General features: G+C 52.7%; 23 protein-coding genes and 1 pseudogene. 14 read left to right on the top strand and 10 right to left on the bottom strand.

Features of this window, described 5'->3' with window-relative positions; genetic code table 11:
- Nucleotides 1-93 precede the first annotated feature (93 nt).
- From sppA to pncA, 3 genes are all read left to right on the top strand, one after another.
- The gene (sppA, locus tag OGX75_RS10205; RefSeq protein WP_012132659.1) at nt 94-1950 is read left to right on the top strand and encodes a signal peptide peptidase SppA; all 1857 of its coding nucleotides are present in this window, start codon (nt 94-96) and stop codon (nt 1948-1950) included.
- Nucleotides 1951-2077: 127 nt separating this feature from the next.
- Entirely contained in the window at nt 2078-3094 is a 1017-nt protein-coding gene (ansA, locus tag OGX75_RS10200) for an asparaginase (protein WP_058669022.1), read from the top strand.
- Between the two features lie 10 nt (nt 3095-3104).
- Nucleotides 3105-3746 carry a bifunctional nicotinamidase/pyrazinamidase gene (gene pncA, locus OGX75_RS10195; RefSeq protein ID WP_115626625.1) on the top strand — a complete coding sequence of 214 codons (642 nt, stop codon included), beginning with the start codon at nt 3105-3107 and terminating at the stop codon, nt 3744-3746.
- A 97-nt stretch (nt 3747-3843) separates the two neighbouring features.
- Here the strand turns inward: pncA and OGX75_RS10190 are convergent, their stop codons facing one another.
- Together OGX75_RS10190 and msrB are read right to left on the bottom strand one after the other, a co-directional pair.
- Nucleotides 3844-4119, bottom strand: coding sequence for a YeaC family protein (locus OGX75_RS10190; protein WP_012132664.1), 276 nt, complete (start codon nt 4117-4119; stop codon nt 3844-3846).
- A gap of 41 nt (nt 4120-4160) precedes the next feature.
- A complete protein-coding gene (gene msrB, locus OGX75_RS10185; protein ID WP_047457431.1) occupies nt 4161-4574 on the bottom strand; it encodes a peptide-methionine (R)-S-oxide reductase MsrB in 414 nt (137 codons plus the stop codon).
- 341 nt (nt 4575-4915) lie between these two features.
- On the opposite strand from msrB, the gene gapA reads away from it, so the two are divergent.
- Together gapA and OGX75_RS10175 are read left to right on the top strand one after the other, a co-directional pair.
- Complete coding sequence (gene gapA / locus OGX75_RS10180) at nt 4916-5911, top strand: glyceraldehyde-3-phosphate dehydrogenase (protein ID WP_012132666.1); 996 nt, start codon at nt 4916-4918, stop codon at nt 5909-5911.
- 84 nt (nt 5912-5995) lie between these two features.
- Nucleotides 5996-6880, top strand: coding sequence for a D-hexose-6-phosphate mutarotase (locus OGX75_RS10175; RefSeq protein WP_047457434.1), 885 nt, complete (start codon nt 5996-5998; stop codon nt 6878-6880).
- Nucleotides 6881-7089: 209 nt separating this feature from the next.
- Here OGX75_RS10175 and OGX75_RS10170 read toward each other — a convergent pair whose 3' ends face one another.
- The gene (locus OGX75_RS10170; RefSeq protein ID WP_012132670.1) at nt 7090-7836 is read right to left on the bottom strand and encodes a MipA/OmpV family protein; all 747 of its coding nucleotides are present in this window, start codon (nt 7834-7836) and stop codon (nt 7090-7092) included.
- Nucleotides 7837-8269: 433 nt separating this feature from the next.
- On the opposite strand from OGX75_RS10170, the gene yeaG reads away from it, so the two are divergent.
- Together yeaG and OGX75_RS10160 are read left to right on the top strand one after the other, a co-directional pair.
- A complete protein-coding gene (gene yeaG, locus OGX75_RS10165; RefSeq protein WP_012132672.1) occupies nt 8270-10204 on the top strand; it encodes a protein kinase YeaG in 1935 nt (644 codons plus the stop codon).
- Between the two features lie 204 nt (nt 10205-10408).
- Nucleotides 10409-11692, top strand: a complete 1284-nt coding sequence (locus OGX75_RS10160; protein WP_058669020.1) for a YeaH/YhbH family protein — start codon at nt 10409-10411, stop codon at nt 11690-11692.
- A 51-nt stretch (nt 11693-11743) separates the two neighbouring features.
- Here the strand turns inward: OGX75_RS10160 and OGX75_RS10155 are convergent, their stop codons facing one another.
- Nucleotides 11744-12514 (bottom strand): class I SAM-dependent methyltransferase, encoded by a 771-nt coding sequence (locus OGX75_RS10155; protein ID WP_049008788.1) that lies wholly within the window; start codon nt 12512-12514, stop codon nt 11744-11746.
- A 170-nt stretch (nt 12515-12684) separates the two neighbouring features.
- Here OGX75_RS10155 and dgcJ point away from each other — a divergent pair, with 170 nt between their 5' ends.
- A complete protein-coding gene (gene dgcJ, locus OGX75_RS10150; RefSeq protein ID WP_058669019.1) occupies nt 12685-14172 on the top strand; it encodes a diguanylate cyclase DgcJ in 1488 nt (495 codons plus the stop codon).
- Nucleotides 14173-14217: 45 nt separating this feature from the next.
- Complete coding sequence (locus OGX75_RS10145) at nt 14218-14721, top strand: YbaK/prolyl-tRNA synthetase associated domain-containing protein (RefSeq protein WP_012132676.1); 504 nt, start codon at nt 14218-14220, stop codon at nt 14719-14721.
- Nucleotides 14722-14725: 4 nt separating this feature from the next.
- Here OGX75_RS10145 and yoaI read toward each other — a convergent pair whose 3' ends face one another.
- On the bottom strand, nt 14726-14830 hold the full coding sequence (gene yoaI, locus OGX75_RS10140; protein WP_096753847.1) for a small membrane protein YoaI: 105 nt from the start codon (nt 14828-14830) through the stop codon (nt 14726-14728).
- A 209-nt stretch (nt 14831-15039) separates the two neighbouring features.
- On the opposite strand from yoaI, the gene OGX75_RS10135 reads away from it, so the two are divergent.
- Nucleotides 15040-15486 (top strand): DUF441 domain-containing protein, encoded by a 447-nt coding sequence (locus tag OGX75_RS10135; protein ID WP_012132677.1) that lies wholly within the window; start codon nt 15040-15042, stop codon nt 15484-15486.
- Here the strand turns inward: OGX75_RS10135 and OGX75_RS10130 are convergent.
- Nucleotides 15469-16258, bottom strand: a pseudogene (locus OGX75_RS10130) (AraC family transcriptional regulator); the annotation flags it as partial. The gene OGX75_RS10135 and the pseudogene OGX75_RS10130 overlap by 18 nt on opposite strands.
- Nucleotides 16259-16357: 99 nt before the next feature.
- Between OGX75_RS10130 and OGX75_RS10125 the strand changes: the two are divergent.
- A complete protein-coding gene (locus OGX75_RS10125) occupies nt 16358-17545 on the top strand; it encodes a CynX/NimT family MFS transporter (protein WP_012132679.1) in 1188 nt (395 codons plus the stop codon).
- A gap of 32 nt (nt 17546-17577) precedes the next feature.
- On the opposite strand, the gene OGX75_RS10120 is transcribed toward OGX75_RS10125, so the two are convergent.
- Nucleotides 17578-18285 (bottom strand): CTP synthase C-terminal region-related (seleno)protein, encoded by a 708-nt coding sequence (locus OGX75_RS10120; RefSeq protein ID WP_012132680.1) that lies wholly within the window; start codon nt 18283-18285, stop codon nt 17578-17580.
- 217 nt (nt 18286-18502) lie between these two features.
- On the opposite strand from OGX75_RS10120, the gene OGX75_RS10115 reads away from it, so the two are divergent.
- Nucleotides 18503-18850, top strand: a complete 348-nt coding sequence (locus OGX75_RS10115) for a DUF488 domain-containing protein (RefSeq protein WP_286451590.1) — start codon at nt 18503-18505, stop codon at nt 18848-18850.
- Between the two features lie 55 nt (nt 18851-18905).
- On the opposite strand, the gene OGX75_RS10110 is transcribed toward OGX75_RS10115, so the two are convergent.
- Nucleotides 18906-19160 carry a putative hemolysin gene (locus OGX75_RS10110; RefSeq protein ID WP_024130397.1) on the bottom strand — a complete coding sequence of 85 codons (255 nt, stop codon included), beginning with the start codon at nt 19158-19160 and terminating at the stop codon, nt 18906-18908.
- A 170-nt stretch (nt 19161-19330) separates the two neighbouring features.
- On the opposite strand from OGX75_RS10110, the gene OGX75_RS10105 reads away from it, so the two are divergent.
- Nucleotides 19331-19429 carry a YoaK family small membrane protein gene (locus OGX75_RS10105; RefSeq protein WP_024130398.1) on the top strand — a complete coding sequence of 33 codons (99 nt, stop codon included), beginning with the start codon at nt 19331-19333 and terminating at the stop codon, nt 19427-19429.
- A 139-nt stretch (nt 19430-19568) separates the two neighbouring features.
- Here OGX75_RS10105 and OGX75_RS10100 read toward each other — a convergent pair whose 3' ends face one another.
- On the bottom strand, nt 19569-19817 hold the full coding sequence (locus OGX75_RS10100; RefSeq protein ID WP_012132684.1) for a GlsB/YeaQ/YmgE family stress response membrane protein: 249 nt from the start codon (nt 19815-19817) through the stop codon (nt 19569-19571).
- A gap of 466 nt (nt 19818-20283) precedes the next feature.
- On the opposite strand from OGX75_RS10100, the gene fdhF reads away from it, so the two are divergent.
- Complete coding sequence (gene fdhF, locus OGX75_RS10095; RefSeq protein ID WP_012132686.1) at nt 20284-22431, top strand: formate dehydrogenase subunit alpha; 2148 nt, start codon at nt 20284-20286, stop codon at nt 22429-22431.
- A 63-nt stretch (nt 22432-22494) separates the two neighbouring features.
- Here fdhF and OGX75_RS10090 read toward each other — a convergent pair whose 3' ends face one another.
- Nucleotides 22495-23142, bottom strand: coding sequence for a hypothetical protein (locus OGX75_RS10090; RefSeq protein WP_058669016.1), 648 nt, complete (start codon nt 23140-23142; stop codon nt 22495-22497).
- Nucleotides 23143-23334: the final 192 nt, after the last annotated feature.

The following is a 23334-nucleotide window of genomic DNA, read 5'->3' as shown; positions in this document are numbered from 1 at the left end:
GTGCCTGCCTGGTCATTACGATACCCACATCTTATACGCTTTCTCTCTGAGTATGACGGAGATAGCGGAATGTTAATCTGGTAGGGAGAATACATGCGAACCCTGTGGCGATTTATTGCCGGATTTTTTAAGTGGACATGGCGACTGCTGAATTTCGTCCGGGAACTGGTGCTCAACCTGTTCTTCATCTTTCTGGTTCTGGTGGGCGTCGGTATCTGGATGCAGCTTAGCGATGGCAACACCAGCCAACAAACTGCACGCGGCGCGCTGCTGTTGGATATTTCCGGCGTGATCGTCGATAAACCATCCAGCACCAACCGCCTGGGCGTCATTGGCCGACAGCTGTTTGGCGCCAGCTCTGACCGCCTGCAAGAAAACTCACTGTTTGATATCGTCAACACCATTCGTCAGGCGAAAGACGATCGCAATATCACCGGCATCGTGATGGATCTGAAAAACTTCGCGGGCGCCGATCAGCCTTCCATGCAGTACATCGGGAAAGCGCTGCGCGAATTTCGCGATAGCGGCAAGCCGGTCTTTGCCGTAGGCGACAGCTACAGTCAGGGGCAATATTACCTGGCGAGCTTCGCCAATAAAATCTGGCTTTCTCCGCAGGGTACGGTCGATCTGCACGGCTTCGCAACCAACGGCCTGTATTACAAATCCTTGCTGGATAAGCTGAAAGTCTCCACGCACGTCTTCCGCGTCGGCACTTATAAATCCGCAGTGGAACCGTTTATCCGCGATGATATGTCGCCTGCCGCGCGCGAAGCGGACAGCCGCTGGATTGGCGAGCTGTGGCAAAACTACCTGAACACCGTTGCGGCGAACCGTCAGATCCCCGCGCAGCAGGTCTTCCCTGGCGCGCAGGCTATGCTCGACGGGCTGAGCAAAGTGGATGGCGATACCGCGAAATACGCGCTCGACAACAAACTGGTGGATGCGCTGGCGTCTAACGCCGAAGTGGAAAAAGCGCTGACCAAACAGTTTGGCTGGAGCAAAGCAGAAAACAACTATCGGGCCATCAGCTATTACGATTATTCGCTGAAAACGCCTGCCGATACCGGCGACGGTATTGGCGTTGTGTTCGCCAATGGCGCGATTATGGACGGTGAAGAAACACCGGGCAACGTCGGCGGCGACACGACGGCGTCGCAAATCCGCGATGCGCGCCTGGACCCGAAAGTGAAAGCGATTGTGCTGCGCGTAAACAGCCCCGGCGGCAGCGTCAGCGCCTCTGAAGTCATTCGCGCCGAACTGGCCGCTGCGAAAGCCGCAGGCAAGCCGGTTGTGGTGTCGATGGGCGGAATGGCGGCATCCGGCGGTTACTGGATCTCCACCCCGGCAAGCTACATTGTGGCGAACCCGAGCACCCTGACAGGTTCAATCGGCATCTTTGGCGTTATCAACACCGTTGAGAACAGCCTGGATTCGATCGGCGTGCATACCGATGGCGTCGCCACCTCGCCGCTGGCGGACGTTTCTGTCACCAAATCGCTGCCGCCTGAAGTGCAGCAGATGATGCAGCTCAGCATTGAGAATGGCTACAAACGCTTTATCACGCTGGTTGCCGATGCGCGTAAGAGCACCCCGGCGCAGATTGATAAAATCGCGCAGGGGCATGTCTGGACCGGTCAGGATGCAAAAGCGAATGGTCTGGTAGACAGCCTGGGTGACTTCGACGACGCCATCGCCAAAGCCGCAGAGCTGGCTAAACTGAAGCAATGGCATCTTGAGTATTATCAGGATGAACCGACATTCTTCGACAGAATCATGGACAGCATGTCCGGCTCCGTGCGCGCAATGCTGCCGGAAGCCATTCAGGCGATGCTCCCGGCGCCGCTGGCGACAGCCGCCAGCGCGGTAAAAGCAGAGAGTGATAAACTGGCTGCCTTTAACGATCCGCAAAACCGTTATGCGTTCTGCCTGACCTGCGCGAACGTGCGCTAAATTGCCATTGCCGGATGGCGATGCTATCGCGTCTTATCCGGCCTACGAGTTTCGCGTAATTTGTAGGCCGGATAAGGCGCAACCGCCTTCGGCAATATAAGAGACTTCACTTCGTAAGAACATTGCCATGCAGAAGAAATCGATTTACGTTGCCTATACCGGCGGTACGATTGGTATGCAGCGCTCGGAACAGGGTTACATTCCAGTATCAGGCCATCTCCAGCGCCAGCTGGCGCTGATGCCCGAATTTCACCGCCCGGAAATGCCGGACTTCACCATTCATGAATATGCCCCGCTGATGGACTCATCCGATATGACGCCGGAAGACTGGCAGCATATCGCAGAAGACATCAAAGCGCGTTACAACGACTATGACGGCTTTGTCATCCTCCACGGCACTGACACGATGGCGTTTACCGCCTCGGCGCTCTCCTTCATGCTGGAGAATCTGGGTAAGCCGGTAATTGTGACAGGGTCACAAATTCCGTTGGCGGAACTGCGCTCCGATGGGCAGATTAATCTGCTGAATGCCCTGTATGTCGCCGCGAATTACCCCATCAATGAGGTCACCCTCTTTTTCAATAATCGGCTGTTTCGCGGCAACCGCACGACAAAAGCGCATGCCGATGGCTTTGACGCGTTCGCCTCCCCCAACCTTCAGCCGCTGCTGGAAGCCGGAATTCATATCCGTCGCTTAAGTACGCCACCCGCACCGCACGGCGAAGGCGAGCTGATTGTTCACCCAATCACGCCGCAGCCTATTGGCGTCGTCACCATTTATCCGGGAATTTCTGCCGAAGTGGTGCGTAACTTCCTGCGCCAGCCGGTAAAAGCGCTGATCCTGCGTTCTTACGGCGTCGGTAACGCGCCGCAGAACAAAGAGTTCCTCAAAGAACTGGAAGATGCGAGTTCACGCGGTATCGTGGTGGTTAACCTGACGCAATGCATGTCCGGCAAGGTGAATATGGGTGGGTATGCCACCGGCAACGCGCTGGCGCATGCGGGCGTGATCGGCGGCGCGGATATGACCGTTGAAGCAACGCTGACTAAGCTGCACTACTTGTTAAGCCAGAATCTGGATACACAGACCATTCGTACCGCGATGACGCAAAATCTACGCGGTGAACTGACGCCAGACGAATAAGGAACTTTTCATGACGACCCGGGCCTTACTACTGGTTGATTTGCAGAATGATTTTTGTGCCGGCGGCGCACTGGCCGTCCCTGAAGGTGACAGCACAGTGGACGTAGCAAACCGTCTTATCGCCTGGTGTAAAGCGCGCGGCGACGCGGTGATCGCCAGCCAGGACTGGCATCCTGCCGGACACGGCAGTTTCGCCAGCCAGCATCAGGCGCAGCCCTACAGCCAGGGACAACTGGACGGTTTAGCGCAAACTTTCTGGCCCGATCACTGCGTACAAAATAGCGACGGCGCGGCCTTGCATCCCCTGCTCAGGCAGAACGCCATCGATGCGGTTTTCCATAAAGGCGAGAATCCGCAGGTGGACAGCTACAGCGCCTTTTTTGATAACGGACGCCGCCAGAAAACCGCCCTGGACGCCTGGCTTCGTGAGAACGGCGTACAGACGCTGATCGTGATGGGGCTGGCGACCGATTACTGCGTGAAGTTTACCGTGCTGGATGCGCTGCAACTGGGTTATACGGTGAATGTGATTACCGACGGCTGCCGTGGTGTGAATATTCAACCGCAGGACAGCGCGCACGCCTTTATGGAGATGGCGGCCGCTGGCGCCACGCTGTATACGCTGGCTGACTGGGAAGAAACGCAGGGTTAGGTGTTCTTACTGCCTGATGGCGCTTCGCTTATCAGGCCTACAAAGCGATGACCAGTAGGCCGAAGCGCCATCAGGCTACCAATAAAAAAGCGCTACATTACAGTTTCAGCGTCGCAATCGATTTTGGCGCAATGCCAAAATCCTCTTTCAACTGCTGCTTACTTTTCATCACCATCTGACCGTTGGTATCAATGGTCATATGCTGCGCGTCGGTATTGTGCCGCGCCTGCCAGAGCATCACCAGTTGCATGCTGTTCTCTTTTTGCTCCGGCGTCAGCGCAACGCCGTCCGGCCATTTTCCCAGCTCAACGGCGGTAGATAAGCGCTGATAAACTTCCGGTGTCATGCTGTCGATCATCTCATCAAGATTCATGATAAGTCCGCTCCTGTGGAATAATTTGCTGAATCGTTTTTTCAGCCCTTAGTTTGTTCGCCGTTTTCATCATCGGTGAAGCTTAATGAGGCCGAATTGACGCAATAACGCTCACCCGTCGGCTGTGGGCCATCCGAAAAGACATGTCCCAGGTGCGCATCACAGTTGCCGCAGCGAATTTCTATACGCTGCATCCCGTGGGAAAAGTCCTTAATGTAACGGATAGATTCTTCACTGACCGGCTCGTAAAAGCTCGGCCAGCCGCAGCCGGAATCATACTTGGTTTGGGAATGAAACAGCGGCGCGTCGCAGACCAGACAGTGGTAGACGCCATCACGCTTATTATGCAGCAAACGCCCGGTAAATGGCGGTTCTGTACCGTGATTCTGCGTCACGTAGAATTGCATTTCGGACAACTTTTTTTTCAGATCTTCCGCAGAGGGTTGATTAGCCATTTGCTCACATCTCGCTTTAGCCATACTCACATTGCGTGACCGATTCTAACAAAACATTAACACCCCAGTGTGAACTTTTGTTCTAAACTTGATCCTTGCGAAATGGCAGCTTATGAATCGTGATCGGAATCACGTTTTTATCTCAGTTGCCCTTTAAAATTCGGGGCGCCGCCCCCATGTGGTTTCAAGCCGAAAGGAAGAGTGAGGCGAGTCAGCCGTGCAAAGCTTGTACAGAGGATTGATTTGTCGCAATGATTGACACGATTCCGCTTGACGCTGCGTAAGGTTTTTGTAATTTTACAGGCAACCTTTTATTCACTAACAAATAGCTGGTGGAATATATGACTATCAAAGTAGGTATCAACGGTTTTGGCCGTATCGGTCGCATTGTTTTCCGTGCTGCTCAGAAACGTTCTGACATTGAGATTGTTGCAATCAACGATCTGTTAGACGCTGAATACATGGCTTACATGCTGAAATATGACTCCACTCACGGTCGTTTCGATGGCACCGTTGAAGTGAAAGACGGTCATCTGATCGTTAACGGTAAAAAAATCCGTGTTACCGCTGAACGTGATCCGGCTAACCTGAAATGGGACGAAGTTGGTGTTGACGTAGTTGCTGAAGCTACCGGTATCTTCCTGACTGACGAAACCGCACGTAAGCACATCACTGCTGGCGCGAAAAAAGTGGTTCTGACAGGTCCGTCCAAAGACAACACTCCGATGTTTGTTAAAGGCGCTAACTTTGACAAATACGAAGGCCAGGACATCGTTTCCAACGCATCCTGCACCACTAACTGCCTGGCGCCGCTGGCTAAAGTTATCAACGACAACTTCGGCATCATCGAAGGTCTGATGACCACCGTTCACGCGACCACCGCTACTCAGAAAACCGTTGACGGTCCGTCTCACAAAGACTGGCGCGGCGGCCGTGGCGCGGCTCAGAACATCATCCCGTCCTCTACCGGTGCTGCTAAAGCGGTAGGTAAAGTGCTGCCGGAACTGAACGGCAAACTGACTGGTATGGCGTTCCGCGTTCCGACTCCGAACGTATCCGTTGTTGACCTGACCGTTCGTCTGGAAAAAGCGGCTTCTTACGAAGACATTAAGAAAGCGATCAAAGCTGCTTCCGAAGGCCCGATGAAAGGCGTTCTGGGTTACACCGAAGACGACGTAGTATCTACCGATTTCAACGGCGAAGTGTGCACTTCCGTGTTCGATGCTAAAGCAGGTATCGCGCTGAACGACAACTTCGTGAAACTGGTCTCCTGGTACGACAACGAAACCGGCTACTCCAACAAAGTTCTGGATCTGATTGCTCACATCTCCAAATAAGTTGAGATGAGAAATTGATCCCAAAAGGCGACCTTCGGTCGCCTTTTTTTATGGCTAAGAGTTTTCAACTCCAAGGATTGCATCATGATTAACACAATTTTCGCTCTCCCGGTCATCGAACAAATTACCCCTGTCCTCTCCCGCCGCCAGCTCGACGAGCTTGACGTGATCGTCGTCGATCACCCGCAAGTTAAGGCGTCTTTTGCACTCCAGGGCGCACATTTGCTCTCCTGGAAACCAGCAGGCGCCGAAGAAGTGCTGTGGCTGAGCAACAACACGCCGTTTAAAACAGGCGTTGCACTGCGTGGCGGCGTACCGATCTGCTGGCCGTGGTTTGGCCCCTCTGCGCAGCAGGGTCTGCCGTCTCACGGCTTTGCCCGTAACCTGCCGTGGGCGCTGAAAGCCCACAACGAAGACGACAACGGCGCGGTACTGACATTTGAGCTACAGAGCAGTGAGGCGACTCGCCAGTACTGGCCGCACGATTTCACCCTGCTTGCGCGCTTCAAAGTGGGTAAAACCTGTGAGATCGAACTGGAAGCCCACGGCGAATTCGAAACCACGTCTGCCCTGCACACCTACTTTAACGTCGGCGATATCGCCGCAGTTAAGGTCAGCGGCCTTGGCGACCGTTTCATTGATAAAGTGAACGACGCCAAAGAAGATGTGCTGGCAGACGGCGTCCAGACGTTCCCGGATCGTACTGACCGCGTTTACCTGAACCCGGAAGCCTGTAGCGTTATCCATGATGATGCGCTGAACCGCAACATTGACGTCATCCACCATCACAACATTAACGTTGTGGGATGGAACCCTGGCCCGGCACTCGCCGCCAGCATGGGCGACATGCCGGATGATGGCTACAAAACCTTTGTCTGTGTGGAAACGGCTTACGCCACCGCGCCGCAAAAAGCCAGCGAAGAAAAACCGTCTCGCCTGGTGCAAACAATTCGCGTCGCAAAACGTTAAGGGTTGACTGATGCCGGATAACGATGCTGACGCATCTTATCCGGCCTGCAACCTGTCGGCGCCGCTGTCTGCGTACATCTCTGCGCTGGCATTCTCACCCATGTACCACGTCCTGTCATCGCATCCTCCCCATCAATGCACCACCGTAAAGCAAAACAGAGCGCAAGCGCCCTGTTTTGATGCACGAATTGCACTGTAAAAGTGCACAATCAGAACTTATAGGTGATCCCGGTTGAGATCAGGCCGGTCCAGGATTTATCAACCATCGGGCTGTCGGTCACTTCATCCGACAAACGGGTATAACGCGCTGTACCGTAAACGCTCCAGTCCCCGAGGAAGTTGTAGTTAGCGCTGATTTCCAGGTACGGGTTCCAGCCGCTTTCTGGATCGTAGCTACGCAGGCCGCTGCGCGAGGACTCTTTGCGCGAAACGCCATAGTAGTATTCGTTCTGGTTTTCGCTGTTCCACTGCACGCCAATACCCGGCGTCAGCGTCAGCGCGCCATTGGTATAGCGGTACAACCAGGCCAGATCCCACACGATGCCGTTGCTGTTATCCAGCGTATCGCCCGCCAGCGTGGTGCGCAGGAAACCGTATTCGGTATTGTGGATGTAAGACAGGCCCGCCATCATGGTGCTCTTACGCTTGTCGAGTTCGCGCAGTCGGCGATCGTCGCTGTCACCCGGCTTAAAGTACAGCGGAGACCAGTACGCGGTAATCGACAATTTATCCGCTTTGTCGTTCCACAGGTAGTATCCGCCGCCCAGGCCCCGGAACCAGAAGTTATCACTTTCATAGTTGATAACCGGCACCGGATACACATCAGCATCGTAATCTTTGTAAGGATGTTCAACCACACCAACGCCAGCGCCCAGCGTCAAGTCGTTTTCAGCTTGCGCTACGCCAGCTGATGTGGCGATAAGCACGCCAAATGCCAGAAGTTTGAGTTTGGTCACAATCCATATTCCTTATTCAAATGTTTAGCGCCAAAAGTGTAACTGCCAATACGTTTCAACCCAACTATTTTACTTATTCGTTTCACTCTCTGTAACCGGTTAATTTCTCAATAGTGGATGACAGTTTGCTTGCAGTCGGATGAACGCGGGATGACTTTCATCTCTTTTCTTTACATAACCATGCACTTTTAGCGGATGAGTTATTGATATGCCATTGAAATTCATTTATGCGCACAGGCAAGTTTTGCAAATGCCATCTACGCTTAATTTTAAGAAGGTGTATCACCGGGCACGTTGATCTCTTGCTCAGCGTTGTGGCATGAGAGTTGCTGTTTAATCAGTAGAGACGTCGTTCAGTTACCTCTTCCGGGAGCCTCTACTATTCATATGAACGGCTCTTACCATGTGCTAAAAAACGAAAGGACGGCATACCATGAATATATTCGATCACTATCGCCAGCGCTATGAAGCTGCCAAGGACGAAGAGTTCACACTGCAGGAGTTTCTTACCACTTGTCGGCAAGATCGCAGTGCTTATGCCAACGCGGCAGAGCGGCTACTGATGGCTATTGGTGAGCCTGTCATGGTCGATACTGCCCAGGAACCTCGACTTTCTCGACTCTTTTCGAACCGGGTCATCGCTCGCTATCCCGCATTCGAAGAGTTTTACGGCATGGAAGACGCGATTGAACAGATTGTCTCTTATCTGAAACACGCGGCTCAGGGGCTGGAAGAGAAGAAACAGATCCTGTATCTGTTGGGGCCTGTAGGGGGCGGTAAATCGTCGCTGGCCGAGCGACTGAAATCTTTGATGCAGCATGTGCCTATTTATGTTCTGAGCGCCAACGGTGAGCGTAGTCCGGTAAACGATCACCCGTTATGCCTGTTTAATCCGCAGGAGGACGCGCAGATTCTGGAAAAAGAGTACGGCATTCCGCGCCGCTATCTCGGCACCATTATGTCGCCGTGGGCCGCAAAACGTCTGCATGAGTTCGGCGGGGATATTACCAAATTCCGCGTCATCAAAGTCTGGCCGTCCATTCTGGAACAGATTGCTATCGCCAAAACAGAACCCGGCGATGAAAACAACCAGGATATTTCCGCGCTGGTCGGCAAGGTGGATATTCGTAAACTCGAACACCACGCGCAAAACGACCCGGATGCCTATGGCTATTCCGGCGCGTTGTGCCGCGCTAACCAGGGGATCATGGAGTTCGTCGAGATGTTTAAAGCACCGATTAAAGTGCTGCATCCTCTGCTGACCGCCACTCAGGAAGGTAACTACAACGGGACGGAAGGTATCTCCGCCCTGCCGTTTAACGGTATTATTCTTGCCCACTCGAACGAATCCGAATGGGTGACTTTCCGCAACAACAAAAATAACGAAGCCTTCCTCGACCGTGTTTACATCGTGAAGGTACCGTATTGCTTACGCATTTCCGAAGAGATCAAAATCTACGAGAAGCTGCTGAATCACAGTGAGCTGACTCATGCGCCATGCGCGCCGGGTACGCTGGAAACCCTGTCGCGCTTCTCGATTCTTTCTCGTCTGAAAGAGCCGGAAAACTCGAGCATCTACTCGAAAATGCGCGTCTATGATGGCGAAAGCCTGAAAGATACCGACCCGAAAGCGAAGTCCTATCAGGAATACCGGGACTACGCCGGCGTCGATGAAGGGATGAACGGTCTGTCCACGCGTTTCGCGTTTAAGATCCTCTCCCGCGTGTTTAACTTTGACCATGCCGAAGTGGCCGCCAACCCGGTGCATCTGTTCTACGTACTGGAGCAGCAGATCGAGCGCGAACAGTTCCCGCAGGAGCTGGCTGAACGCTATCTGGAGTTCCTGAAAGGTTATCTGATCCCGAAATACGCCGAGTTTATTGGCAAAGAGATCCAGACAGCCTATCTGGAATCCTATTCCGAGTACGGACAGAACATTTTTGATCGTTATGTCACCTATGCGGATTTCTGGATTCAGGATCAGGAATACCGCGACCCGGATACCGGCCAGCTCTTTGACCGCGAGTCACTGAACGCTGAACTGGAGAAAATCGAAAAACCGGCGGGCATCAGCAACCCGAAAGATTTCCGTAACGAGATCGTCAACTTCGTTCTGCGTGCCAGAGCGAATAACAGCGGTCGCAATCCAAACTGGACCAGTTACGAAAAACTGCGCACGGTTATTGAGAAGAAAATGTTCTCGAATACCGAGGAGCTGCTGCCGGTGATTTCGTTTAACGCGAAAACCTCAACCGACGAGCAGAAAAAACACGACGATTTTGTCGACCGCATGATGGAGAAAGGTTATACCCGTAAGCAGGTTCGCCTGCTGTGCGAATGGTATCTGCGCGTACGTAAATCGTCTTAACAGCATAAATGGCCCGGAAAATTTTATCCGTTTACCGGGCCAACAATTCTTTTGTACGCGAAATCATTCAAGAGGTATCAAGGCGGCAAATGAGTGAATCCCCAGGAGCGTACATAAGTACGTGACTGGGGTGAGCGAATACAGCCAACGCAGAGACAACTTGAAGGATGAAGCGTAAGTTGGCAAATGCAGTACGGGGGGCTTATGACCTGGTTTATTGACCGGCGTCTTAACGGTAAAAACAAGAGCATGGTGAACCGCCAGCGCTTCTTACGCCGTTATAAAGCGCAAATTAAACAGTCGATCTCCGAGGCCATTAATAAACGTTCGGTGACCGATGTAGAGAGCGGCGAGTCCGTCTCAATCCCGACAGATGACATCAGCGAACCGATGTTTCATCAGGGACGGGGCGGCTTGCGCCATCGCGTACACCCCGGCAACGATCATTTCGTACAGAACGATCGCATTGAGCGTCCACAAGGTGGCGGCGGTGGTTCCGGGAGTGGGCAAGGCCAGGCCAGTCAGGATGGTGAGGGTCAGGATGAATTCGTCTTTCAGATTTCCAAAGATGAGTATCTGGATCTGCTCTTTGAAGATTTAGCGCTGCCTAACCTGAAAAAAAATCAGCAACGGCAGCTTACTGAGTATAAAACCCACCGCGCGGGTTTTACCTCCAACGGCGTTCCGGCCAACATCAGCGTGGTGCGTTCCCTGCAAAACTCTCTGGCGCGCCGCACGGCGATGACTGCGGGTAAACGTCGGGAGCTGCGCGCGCTTGAGGACGACCTGGACATCATCACCAAAAGCGAACCCGCGCAGTTGCTGGAAGAGGAGCGGCTACGTAAAGAGATTGCCGAACTGCGGGCAAAAATCGACCGTGTCCCCTTTATCGACACCTTTGATTTACGCTACAAAAATTATGAAAAGCGCCCTGACCCTTCCAGCCAGGCCGTGATGTTCTGCCTGATGGACGTATCCGGCTCGATGGATCAGGCCACCAAAGATATGGCCAAACGTTTTTATATCCTGCTCTACCTGTTCCTCAGCCGAACCTATAAGAACGTTGAAGTGGTCTATATCCGCCACCATACGCAGGCAAAAGAGGTGGATGAGCATGAGTTCTTCTACTCCCAGGAAACCGGGGGCACTATCGTCTCCAGCGCCCTGAAATTGATGGATGAGGTAGTGAAAGATCGCTACGACCCGGCGCAGTGGAATATCTACGCGGCGCAGGCTTCGGATGGCGATAACTGGGCAGATGACTCTCCGCTGTGTCATGAGATTCTGGCGAAAAAACTGCTGCCGGTGGTGCGCTATTACAGCTATATCGAAATCACCCGCCGCGCCCACCAGACCTTATGGCGCGAATATGAGCATCTGCAATCGACTTTTGATAACTTTGCGATGCAGCATATCCGCGACCAGGATGATATCTATCCGGTCTTCCGTGAACTGTTCCAGAAACAAAGTACGACAAGTAAAGACTAGAAATCAGTCCGTCATGTCAGTAAAAAGCCAGAACCCTGTTCTGGCTTTTCTTTATTTCCCCTTAACCGAACAGCAGGCAATGTAATTCAACTGATGGCGCTGTGATTTAAAGAAGCGAAACATCTTGATAAAACGGCTGCGATTGTCACGGATGCACAGCCCGTTATAAACAATTTTAAGCGCCCCTTTCAGCCCTTCATCGCGAATCAACCCTCGCGGAGACATCAGCGACATTTCACCGTTCTGCTGTAAAACCTGCTCAAACCCGGAATCCAGCAACAGATCGCGCCAGCCTTGTTTGGTCATCGGGCTTACATTCGATTTCACCACATGCTGAAGCTGGTTCTGCTCACCTTCCGCCAGCTTCTGGCTGGTCAGCATAATATCGTGCGTTAAGAGACGGCCACCCGGCTTCAGAACCCGATAATATTCACCGATCAGCTTTGCTTTCGCTTTGTCGGCATACATGGTGAGCATGGCCTCGTTAATCACGACATCAAAACTGTTATCGGCAAAGGGTAAGCTGTTGGCATTGGCAGCCATGACATGGATGTGATTTTCCAGCCCGTGCGCCGCGACATTGTTCCGCGCGTTTGCCAGCGCGTTTTTATCCATATCGATAGCGTAGACCGAACAACCAAAACGTTGCACCAACTCAATGGCGGTCGTCGCCATATTGCATGCCACTTCCAGCACCTGGCTGCCCGGCGTCAGCTGGGACTGGCTGAACAGCCACTCCGTCGCCTCAATGCCGCCCGGACGCAGACGGGTTTTGCCCAGGCTTGCTAAAAATGTATGGCCCGCTTTTTCATTCGCACTCATCGCGCACCTCCTTCCTGATAAGTTGCATTATAAATACAACATTAAGAGAAAAAGGGGAAGTATGAGAATGATTTTTATTTCATAACACAAAAGAGGACGAAGCCGCTGTTAGAGAGAACATCGCCACTGTGATAAACTGAAGCGTCGCCCTTTGAAAACTGTTATTCATCATGAAATTGCATCATAAAGCGCTCAGGCTCTTTATCTCCGCAAGCGTCATTGTACTGACGTCCTCTTTTCTGGCTTATGAACTGATCGCCAGTGACAGGGCGATGAATGCCTATATGGGCTATATCATCGAAAAGGCAGACTCTTCATTTTTGTATGACAAGTACCAGAATCAGAGCATTGCAGCTCATTTAATGCGCACGTTCACGGAGCCCAAAACACCACCATCCGATGAACAACAATATGCGTTATGCCGCGGATTTGAAACAGACAGCAATACCCACGGCATCAATCTCACCACTCATAATAACCCATCGCTACATGGAACACTGCAAACCGCCGAGGCAAACTGCGCGATCGTAGCTGACGACGCTCCTCTGTTGTTCGCTTTTGATCAGGCGGTGGCGGCGAATCGTAACCAGAAGGATTATGGTAAAGGGCTGGGCACTGTAGAAGATAAATTCCACTACTATCTGGATATTAAAAAACGCTACGTCTATTTTTATAACCTGATTGACTCCAGACAATTTTTTATGCACCACTGGTCTTTTCTGCGAAAAGGAACGCTGGGAATCAACCGTAACGATATTGATGGTCAATTCACAGGGCGAACAGTGCTCTCAAGCATTTATCAGGACGATCTTACGGAAAAAAATGTGATGAGTTTTTTAACTCCCGTTTATCTACATGGAAAGTTAAAAGGCATAGTAATGGTGGATATTAACCAGGATAACCTGAAGAATATTTTTTACACTCAGGATCGTCCACTGGTCTGGCGCTATCTGGACGCGACTCTGTTCGACCTGAATTCAGAGAAAAAAATCATTGTCCATCAGAGCGAAAATAACCTCTTTAATTATGTTAATTATGTTCACGACCTGCCAGGCGGAATCCGTGTCACATTATCTCTCGACATCCTGTATTTTATTGTCTCATCATGGAAACTGTTCGCCTTTTACCTGCTCGTTACCGCTACGTTACTGAACATGGTCAGAATGCATTTTCGCCTTTACCATAATGTCAATCGTGAAAATATCAGCGATGCGATGACCGGCCTCTATAACCGTAAAATCCTGACACCGCAGCTTGAACAGCGTTTGCAGCGACTGGTCAACACAGGCACCTCCGTGACGTTTATCGCCATCGATCTGGATAGGTTGAAAGTCATTAACGACACGCAGGGGCATCAGGAAGGCGATCGCACAATTACATTGCTGGCAAAAGCCATTGAAGCATCGGTGCGTAAAACAGATTACGCAATAAGACTGGGAGGTGATGAATTTTGTGTAATTCTTATCGATTCAGTTGTACCGGCAACAACTTTACCTGAGCGTATTGCCAATAAGTTGCGAATCATCGCGCCAGATAAGGTGATTAGTTTTTCCGCTGGACTTTATCATATGCAACCTGAGGATACGATCCAGGACGCATACAAGGCCTCTGATGAGCAACTCTATCTCAACAAACAACAAAATCATGCACGTTTGTGATACCCTTTTGCCGTTGAAACTTCATCGCAATATTGGGAGTGAATGATGAATGAAGTCGCTAAGGGGATCACGGCTCACCAGCGTTTGATTACCCTTTTATCGCAGGAAGGCGCCACTTATCGTGTACTCAGCCACGAGGCGGTCGGTAAGTGCGAAGCGGTTTCGGAAATTCGCGGCACCGCACTAGGCCAGGGGGCAAAAGCGCTGGTGTGTAAAGTGAAAGGCAATGGCGTCAATCAACATGTCCTGGCGATCCTTTCCGCTGACCAGCAGGCCGATCTCGCCCAACTCGCAAACCATCTCGGCGGACTAAGAGCTTCGCTTGCCAGCCCTGCCGAGGTGGATGCGCTGACCGGCTGCGTCTTTGGCGCAATTCCCCCTTTTAGCTTCCACCCTAACCTGAAGCTGGTGGCCGATCCGCTGTTGTTCGAGCGCTTCAACGAAATCGCGTTTAACGCCGGCGTGCTGGAAAAATCGGTCATTATGAATACCGACGATTACCTGCGCATTGCGCAGCCGGAACTGGTCAACTTTCGCCGAGCGCAATAACGGCTCAGAAACGTCTTTCCAGCACCAGTACGGAAATCACAATCACCGCGGCAATAGCGAAAAATGATGAGGTAATGATCAGCGTTTCAATCAGCATATGATCGTTCATGGTTTCACCCCGTTGCGACAGAGAAAACGGCTCACCTGTTATTGATAAATCGAATTAATGGCAATTTAATGACAGCAAGCCTGGCCTGCCCGGAAAATTCTCCTCAGGCATTCGCCTGAAAATGTGCCGTTATTGATAAAAAAGCCTGTTCACTCACGTATTTGCGCGTACAGTAAGCAGGCTTATCTTTCTCTGGCAAGGAAACCACGATGTTTGATGTCACTCTGCTGATCCTGCTTGGACTGGCAGCGCTGGGCTTTATCAGCCATAACACCACTGTCGCCGTTTCAATTCTGGTGTTGATCATTGTCCGCGTTACCCCACTCAATACGTTTTTCCCGTGGATTGAGAAACAGGGGCTTACCGTCGGGATCATTATCCTGACTATCGGCGTCATGGCGCCGATCGCCAGCGGTTCGCTGCCTCCCTCTACGCTCATTCACTCCTTCGTCAACTGGAAATCACTGGTTGCCATCGCCATTGGCGTCTTCGTCTCCTGGCTGGGCGGGCGCGGCGTTACGCTGATGGGAAGCCAGCCGCAGCTGGTCGCGGGTTTACTGGTGGGGACGGTACTGGGCGTTGCGCTGTTCCGGGGCGTGCCGGTCGGCCCGCTCATTGCCGCAGGCCTGGTGTCGCTGATTATTGGGAAGCAGTAAGCCCGGCCAGATAACGGCCTGGCGTTTGCCCCAGCCCCTTTTTAAACATGGTGATAAACGCGGTCGTTGAATCATAACCCAGCGTTTGAGCGACGTGCTGCACGCTGTGTCCGTCAATCAGCGCCTGCAACGCCAGAATAAGCTGCAACTGGTGACGCCAGCGACGAAAGCTCAGGCCGGTTTCCTTTACCACCAGTCGGGCAAGATTGCGTTCGCTCATGGCGAACAGGCTCGCCCACTGCCCCAGCGTTTGCCAGCGGGCTGGTTCACGCGCCATCGTCTCCACCATTTGACGTATTTTGGGATGCCCGGAAACCGGAAGCTGCATCTGCTCCTGTGGTTGCTGCGGAAGCTCATCAAACAAGACCTGTGTCAGGCGCTGCGTCATTGGCTCGGTACGCTGAATATCCGTTCTCGCGGCAAGCGCCAGAATCAGCTCCCGGCACAATGGCGTTATTTTTAGCGTACAGCAGCGATCCGGCATCACGACCGCATCCGGCTCAATAAACAGAAAACATAATTCCGCCCCCGCCGTGACGTGGTTACTGTGGGGAATTTCGCCGGGAACCCATACCGCATACTGTGGCGGCACCATCCACATGGCGCTTTCTACTTCGCAGGTAATAGCGCCATGCAGCGCCAGGATCAGTTGCCCTTTTCGATGGTGATGCAGCGGACTGAAAAGTTCATCTTCGCGAGCGCGAATGCAAAAGGCCACAGCCGCATCATGGTGAAGGTCAGGCTCGTAGCCATCCAGTCTCAGGCCAATCATCATATTGTCCGATTTTAGCGATAAACTGTCATTTTAGCTTGATTGATCCAGAGAGTAAAAACGGTAAGGTATCGCCTCGCCTGTTGATATGAGAAAACAATGACTATTTCCCCTTCATTACGCGGCAAAAACGGTGCATTACTGATTGCCGGTATTCTGATGATTGCGACGACGCTGCGCGTTACCTTCACTGGCGCTGCGCCGTTACTGGAGACGATTCGTGCGGATTACGGGCTAACTACCGCACAAACGGGCCTCCTGACCACGCTTCCCTTGCTGGCTTTCGCGCTGGTCTCTCCGCTGGCGGCAAACATTGCGCGCCGGTTCGGCATGGAACGTAGCCTGTTTGCCGCCATGCTGTTGATTTGCTTTGGTATTGCCGTGCGCTCGCTGCCTTCTGCCAGCTTCCTGTTTACCGGCACAGCCATTATTGGTTGCGGTATCGCGCTGGGAAACGTGCTGCTCCCCGGGCTGATTAAACGCGATTACTCGCAGCATGTGGCAAAACTGACCGGCGCCTATTCATTGACGATGGGCGCCGCAGCAGCGGTGGGGTCGGCAATGGTCGTACCGCTGGCGTTGCATGGCTTTGGCTGGCGCGGTGCGCTGTTAATGCTGATGCTGTTTCCCCTGCTGGCCTTTCTTATCTGGCTGCCGCAGTGGCGCAACACGGCTACCGCCAACCTGAGCAACTCCCGCGCGCTACACTCGCGCGGCATCTGGCGATCCTCCCTCGCCTGGCAAGTCACCTTATTCCTCGGCATTAACTCGCTTATCTATTACGTTATCATCGGCTGGCTGCCCGCGATTTTAATCAGCCACGGCTACAGTGAAGCGCAGGCCGGATCGCTACACGGTCTGCTGCAACTGGCGACGGCTGCGCCGGGACTGTTGATTCCGCTCATCCTGCACCGGTTCAAGGATCAGCGCAGTATTGCCGCGCTGGTATCGCTCATGTGCGCTCTCGGCGCGGCCGGATTCTGGTTTGTGCCGGAACAGGCGGTGCTGTGGACGATTCTGTTTGGGTTTGGCTCTGGCGCGACGATGATTTTGGGTCTGACGTTTATCGGGCTGCGCGCCAGTTCCGCACACCAGGCGGCGGCGCTTTCGGGCATGGCGCAATCTGTCGGCTATCTGCTGGCGGCATGTGGGCCGCCGTTGATGGGTAAGATTCATGATGCCAACGGCGACTGGCACATCCCGCTAATTGGCGTGGCGGTTCTGGCGGTCGCGATGGCGATATTCGGCCTTTATGCCGGACGCGATCGGGAGATCGCAGCAAAATAACCGAACGGGCAGGCATTGACCTGCCCTTGTTTTTATCCCCGTGCGGCTCGCAGCATCGCCTGCACCAGGGGAACCGGTTTTCCCGCCAGCGCGCCACGTTCATGCTGAAAAAGCGTACCAACGAAAAAGGGATGCGTTACCAGTTCCACGGCACGGATGTCTCCCGCCTCATCCCACCCGGTAACCCGCAAATCGCCATTCTCAAGTTCAGCGGCAAAATCTTCTGATACCCCGTAGTTGCAGTGATACCCTTCGGAGATAACGTCCTGCCCGTAGGCTTTGGCGACCAGCGTATTCGCCCTCAGTTCGATATCATCCGTTTTTTCCACCAGCGAGCAGCTCAACGGGGCGATAACCATCCGACCGGAAGCATCAGTTTCGGCGTGCGCCGCATCGCGCCAGCCCAGCACATTACGGGCATACTCGAGGATCGCGTGCTGGAATCCGCCGCAGGTTCCCAGAAAAGGAATGCTGTTTTCACGGGCATAGCGAATAGCAATCAATGCCCCTTCGGTATTTTTATAGGGGCTGCCGGGAACAACCCAGATGGCATCATAGCCCACCAAATCTTCGTCACTATTGATGTCGGGCGTCGTCAGCCAGTCATAGTCCGCCATTAACTCCAGCACGGCGGCCGCATCATCAATAGCAAGGGGGATGGCCTGGTGCGCCACGATATCGGGGTTGTAATCACCCACCAGCGCAATACGTAGCGTGTCTTTAACAGGGGAAAGTTCCATGAGGCGTTCCTTATGTCAATGCAATGAGGGACAACATAAGGAACCTCAGACTACCGATCTTTTACTGTTATCACAATCCCTTAAATTGAGGAGGAGCGAAGTGCTATAGTGATGACGTTCTACGTTTCAGAAACAGCCTGCTACGTCAGCATGACGCGGCACGATTTTCCGGCAATCAGATTAATGAAGTCATGGCCTGGATTGAGGAGAGAAAAGGATGAACATTCAGTGTAAACGCGTCTACGACCCGGCAGAAAAAAGCGACGGCTACCGTGTACTGGTTGACAGGCTGTGGCCGCGAGGGGTCAAAAAAACCGATCTGGCCTTTGACGAGTGGGATAAAACGCTGACGCCTTCATCTGAATTACGCAAGGCCTTTCACTCTGAAGTGATTGATTTCAAGAACTTTACTGAGCAATACCGGAGTGAACTCGACCAACAGAAGCAAGAAGGTAAACGGCTGGCGGACATTGCCCGCCAGCAGACGCTGACCCTGCTATATGCGGCAAAGAACACAGAGCAGAACCACGCACTTGTCCTGGCCGACTGGCTACGCGGATTGTGATTCGCACAAAAAATCCGCCAAAACACGGCGCATGCGCAAAGCGATGCGCCGGGTGTCACTTACCGCTGGCAGGATGATCTCTGCGCCAGAGATCCCACTCTTCAATCACTTCACCGCCGGGCAGTTTGCATTCCGTGCGTACCCCTTGCGGGCTTTGAACGGGCACTCGCGTACCGCCCTTCTGTTCGCAATAGACGGCAGCCGGGTTTGCCATACCTATTTGCGGGGGTTTCGGCGCCTCGGGCTGGGATGACGACGAACAGGCGGAAAGCGCCAACGCGCACGGCAGCGCGACAAACATGAATCTCATATGAACTCCCGTTAACATTACACCCCGACAGGTTAACCCGCCTGCCGTTGTATCTCCATGTTTTCTTGCGATGCGTATCAGAATGAAAAGCGTGACGTTAAAACATCTTTTGTCACGCACGACGCCCTGCTATCCTTGCTCGTCTTCCTATAACGAGAACGGGTGATAGCATGAAATTAGGCATTATTTTTCCTGTCGTAATTTTCATCACGGCGGTGACTTTTTTGGCATGGTTTTTCATCGGCGGCTACGCCACGCCGGGGGCGTAACGATGAAGAAAACGACGCTCATCATGATTGGCATTGCGATTATCGCGGTGGCAGGAACCAACCTGGGCTGGTGGTAACAGGCTTATCAAAATAATAAAGGCCACCAACGGTAGCCTTTTAGTCTTACGAACTACTTCGCTTAACTTTTGATTTTTCTGTAGATAAACAGAACGACAATCGCGCCGATAACCGCTACGGCAAAGCTGCCAAAGTTGAAGCCGTCAACTTTACCAAACCCGAAGAACGTGCTGATCCATCCCCCTACCACGGCACCGACGATCCCCAGGATGATCGTCATGAAGAATCCGCCGCCATCCTTACCAGGCATAATCCACTTCGCCAGAATACCTGCAATAAGCCCAAAGATAATCCATGAAATAATGCCCATTTTTTCCTCACTTATGTTTGTACGTTAGCGGTTTACTCGCCGTTAAAAAGAATAGCACATCATCAGAGAATTGAAATTTGTGATAAATGTCACTTTTATTATTTTTTCTTTACTCCCATAAAAGTTGGGGTTGCAAGTTTAGATGATAAAGATTATCTTTCTCATTACTGAATAGTTGAGCAAATCACTCAGGTATTCAGTACGACATTGCTCACATTGCTTCCAGTATTTTTGCCCGCCTCACTGAGTGCGGGCTTTTTTTTGACGTTTACTCGTCATTTATGACGAATCCCCTGTCATTTTCTTCATCTTTTCGCAGACAAGCCCCGCCGCGCCTGAGTTTCTGTTTCTGGCACGGTTTGTGCTTTAACAGCCCGTCGCTACGACAAACCGAAGCCAGCGCCATGTCGCGCGTCGGCTTCGTCTACAATTCGCGCTATTTCAGCTTTTAACAGGTCTGTTATTGATGAAAAAAATCACCAGTGTGTGCCCGTACTGTGGGGCCGGGTGCAAGCTCAAGCTTGTTGTTGAAAATAACAAAATTATCCGTGCCGAAGGCGCAGAGGGTGTAACCAACCAGAACCAGTTATGCCTGAAAGGCTACTATGGTTGGGACTTCCTTAACGACACGCGGCTTTTGACGCCACGTCTGACCCGCCCGATGATCCGCTATCAAAAAGGCGGAAAATTTACCCCCGTCAGTTGGGATGAAGCAATCCGCTATACCGCACAACGCTTATCCGCCATTAAAGAAACCTTTGGGCCCCGCGCCATTATGACGACGGGCTCTTCCCGTGGGACAGGGAATGAAACCAACTACGTCATGCAGAAATTCGCCCGCGCCGTACTCAATACCAACAATGTCGATTGCTGCGCCCGCGTATGCCACGGCCCTTCCGTCGCCGGGTTGCAGGAGACGCTGGGTAATGGGGCGATGAGTAACTCCATCAGTGATATAGAGAACTCCAAATGCCTGCTGATTTTCGGTTATAACTGCGCAGACTCTCACCCTATTGTCGCGCGCAGAGTCATTAAGGCCAGGCAGAACGGCGCCAAAATTATTGTGTGCGATCCCCGGCGCATTGAGACCGCCCGTATTGCCGATCAGCACCTGCAACTGAACAACGGTTGCAATATGGCGCTGGTTAACGCCTTTGGCTACGTTCTGCTTGATGAACACCTTTACGACACGGAGTACGTACAAAAGCACACGGAAGGACTGGAGGCCTACCGGGAGACCGTAAAAGATTACGCCCCGGAATCCGTTGAACATTTGACCGGCGTCCCTGCCCAGCAGGTGCGTCAGGCGATGCGAACGTTCGCCGCCGCCCCTTCCGCCACGGTCATGTGGGGAATGGGTGTGACCCAGTTTGGTCAGGCTGTCGACGTCGTGCGCGGTTTGTCGAGCCTGGCGTTGCTGACGGGCAATCTGGGGCGTCCTGACGTCGGCGTCGGCCCGGTACGCGGTCAGAACAACGTCCAGGGAGCGTGCGATATGGGCGTTCTGCCTAACCAGTTCCCCGGCTACCAGGACGTGACGGATGCAGCCGCCAGAGAGAAATTCGCGCAAGCCTGGGGAATCGATGCCAGCCTGATGGATGACAAAGTCGGCACGCGTATTACCGAGGTGCCGCACCTGGCGATGGAAGGCAAAATTAAAGCCTACTACATCATGGGGGAAGATCCGCTGCAAACCGAGGCCGACCTGGGGCTGGTGCGGGCCGGTTTCGAGGCGCTGGACTTTATCGTGGTGCAGGATATTTTCATGACCAAAACGGCAGAAATGGCGGATGTTCTCCTGCCCGCGACCTCATGGGGCGAACACGGCGGCGTCTTCACCTGTGCCGACCGTGGCTTCCAGCGGTTTGAAAAAGCCATCGACCCCACCGGAGATGTGAAGCGCGACTGGGAGATTATCAGTCTGCTGGCGACCGAAATGGGCTACCCGATGCATTATGAAAGTAACCAGCACATCTGGGATGAGATGCGCGAACTGTGTCCGCTTTTCTACGGCGTCACCTGGGAGAAAATGGGCGATATGGGGCATGTGCAGTGGCCGTGCCCGGATCTTGATCACCCCGGTACGCCGTATCTTTACGCACATAGTCAGTTTGATACGCCCAGCGGCAAAGGCAAGTTATTCGCCGCGCCGTGGCGGGCTCCGGCGGAAGTTCCTGATGATGCGTTCCCGATGGTGCTCTGTACCGTTCGCGAAGTGGGACACTATTCCTGCCGCTCAATGACCGGCAACTGCGCTGCGCTACAGGCGCTGGCAGATGAACCTGGCAACGTGCAAATCAACACGAACGATGCGGAAAAACTGGGGATTCGTCATCGCGAACTGGTGTGGGTGAGCTCACGTCGCGGTAAAGTCATCAGCCGGGCCGATGTTTCAGATCGCATTAACCAGGGAACGGTCTATATGACCTATCAATGGTGGATAGGCGCCTGTAACGAACTGACTCAGGATAATCTTGATCCGATTTCGAAAACGCCTGAAACCAAATACTGCGCCGTGAAGGTCGAAGCCATTACCGATCAGCGCTGGGCGGAAAACCATGCTGCCCAATCGTACAGCGATATGAAGTCGCGTTTATGCGAGGCAATTGCATAAGCCGCGCTGTTCCTGTTAGCCCGGGTTCGGGAAAAAGAACCCGGGCATTTTCATCAGCGAACCTCAATATTCCGCATGCTGCGGTTCCGCCGTCTGCAACGCAATATATTCATCTTGTTTATCGCGTTTCATAAACGTCAGCGTAACCAAAAAAAGCCCGATCATGAACGGCAATTCGTACAGTTCTTCAATCAAATCGGTGTATTGCTTACTGTGCAGGAACAGCGGCGCCAGTAACCGATGATGCTCCACCGTATCGGAAATTAAAAACGCGCAGGCAGTAACAGTTAGCAACCACAGCGGCAGGGATTCTTCACGCAGCCGACGCGCAATTTCCTGGCGCAAAGTCTTTGAGATCAATACCGGAAGCACAAGCGCGGCGATCAGGACGACGGAGATCCCCCGGAAGATCATTTTGGGATGATCAGGAAAGTAGTCGCGCCCCCAGCTGGTGCTTCGCCCTAATAACACCAGCCACCACACCACCGCCCAAAGCCAAAACTGCTTTGCGCCGTCAGGGCGAGACAACGGCCTGATATACCAGGCGGTAAATAGCGCACCAAACAGTAGCCATAGCGCCTGCCCATTTTCAATCCATAACACCACGACGCCATTTAGCAGAGGGACGTGCCAGTTCGCAGTGAAAGGAATAACCAACGCAACAAGCGCAAGGACGAGAGCCGACGAGGTTAATCGAGTATCAAATTTCATGGTGGTCATTTTCTGTTCAGTGTTTGATGCTCAATCATATATTTTATGAATGCCAGAGCATTAACAAACAATGCGATGTTCTTAAGGTTTCCTTAATATTTCTTTTCAATTAATTTCAGTTGTCAGGTACATGCTGATATCAGGCGAAAAAAAAACCGCCCAGCGTCGTGATAGCGCTGTGCGGTTTAGCGT

It is taken from the genome of Citrobacter sp. CK199 (genome assembly GCF_030333285.1).
GTDB lineage: Bacteria > Pseudomonadota > Gammaproteobacteria > Enterobacterales > Enterobacteriaceae > Citrobacter_B > Citrobacter_B koseri.
The sequence above is the reverse complement of the archived record's forward strand: the minus strand, read 5'-3'. Positions and strand labels throughout refer to the sequence as shown.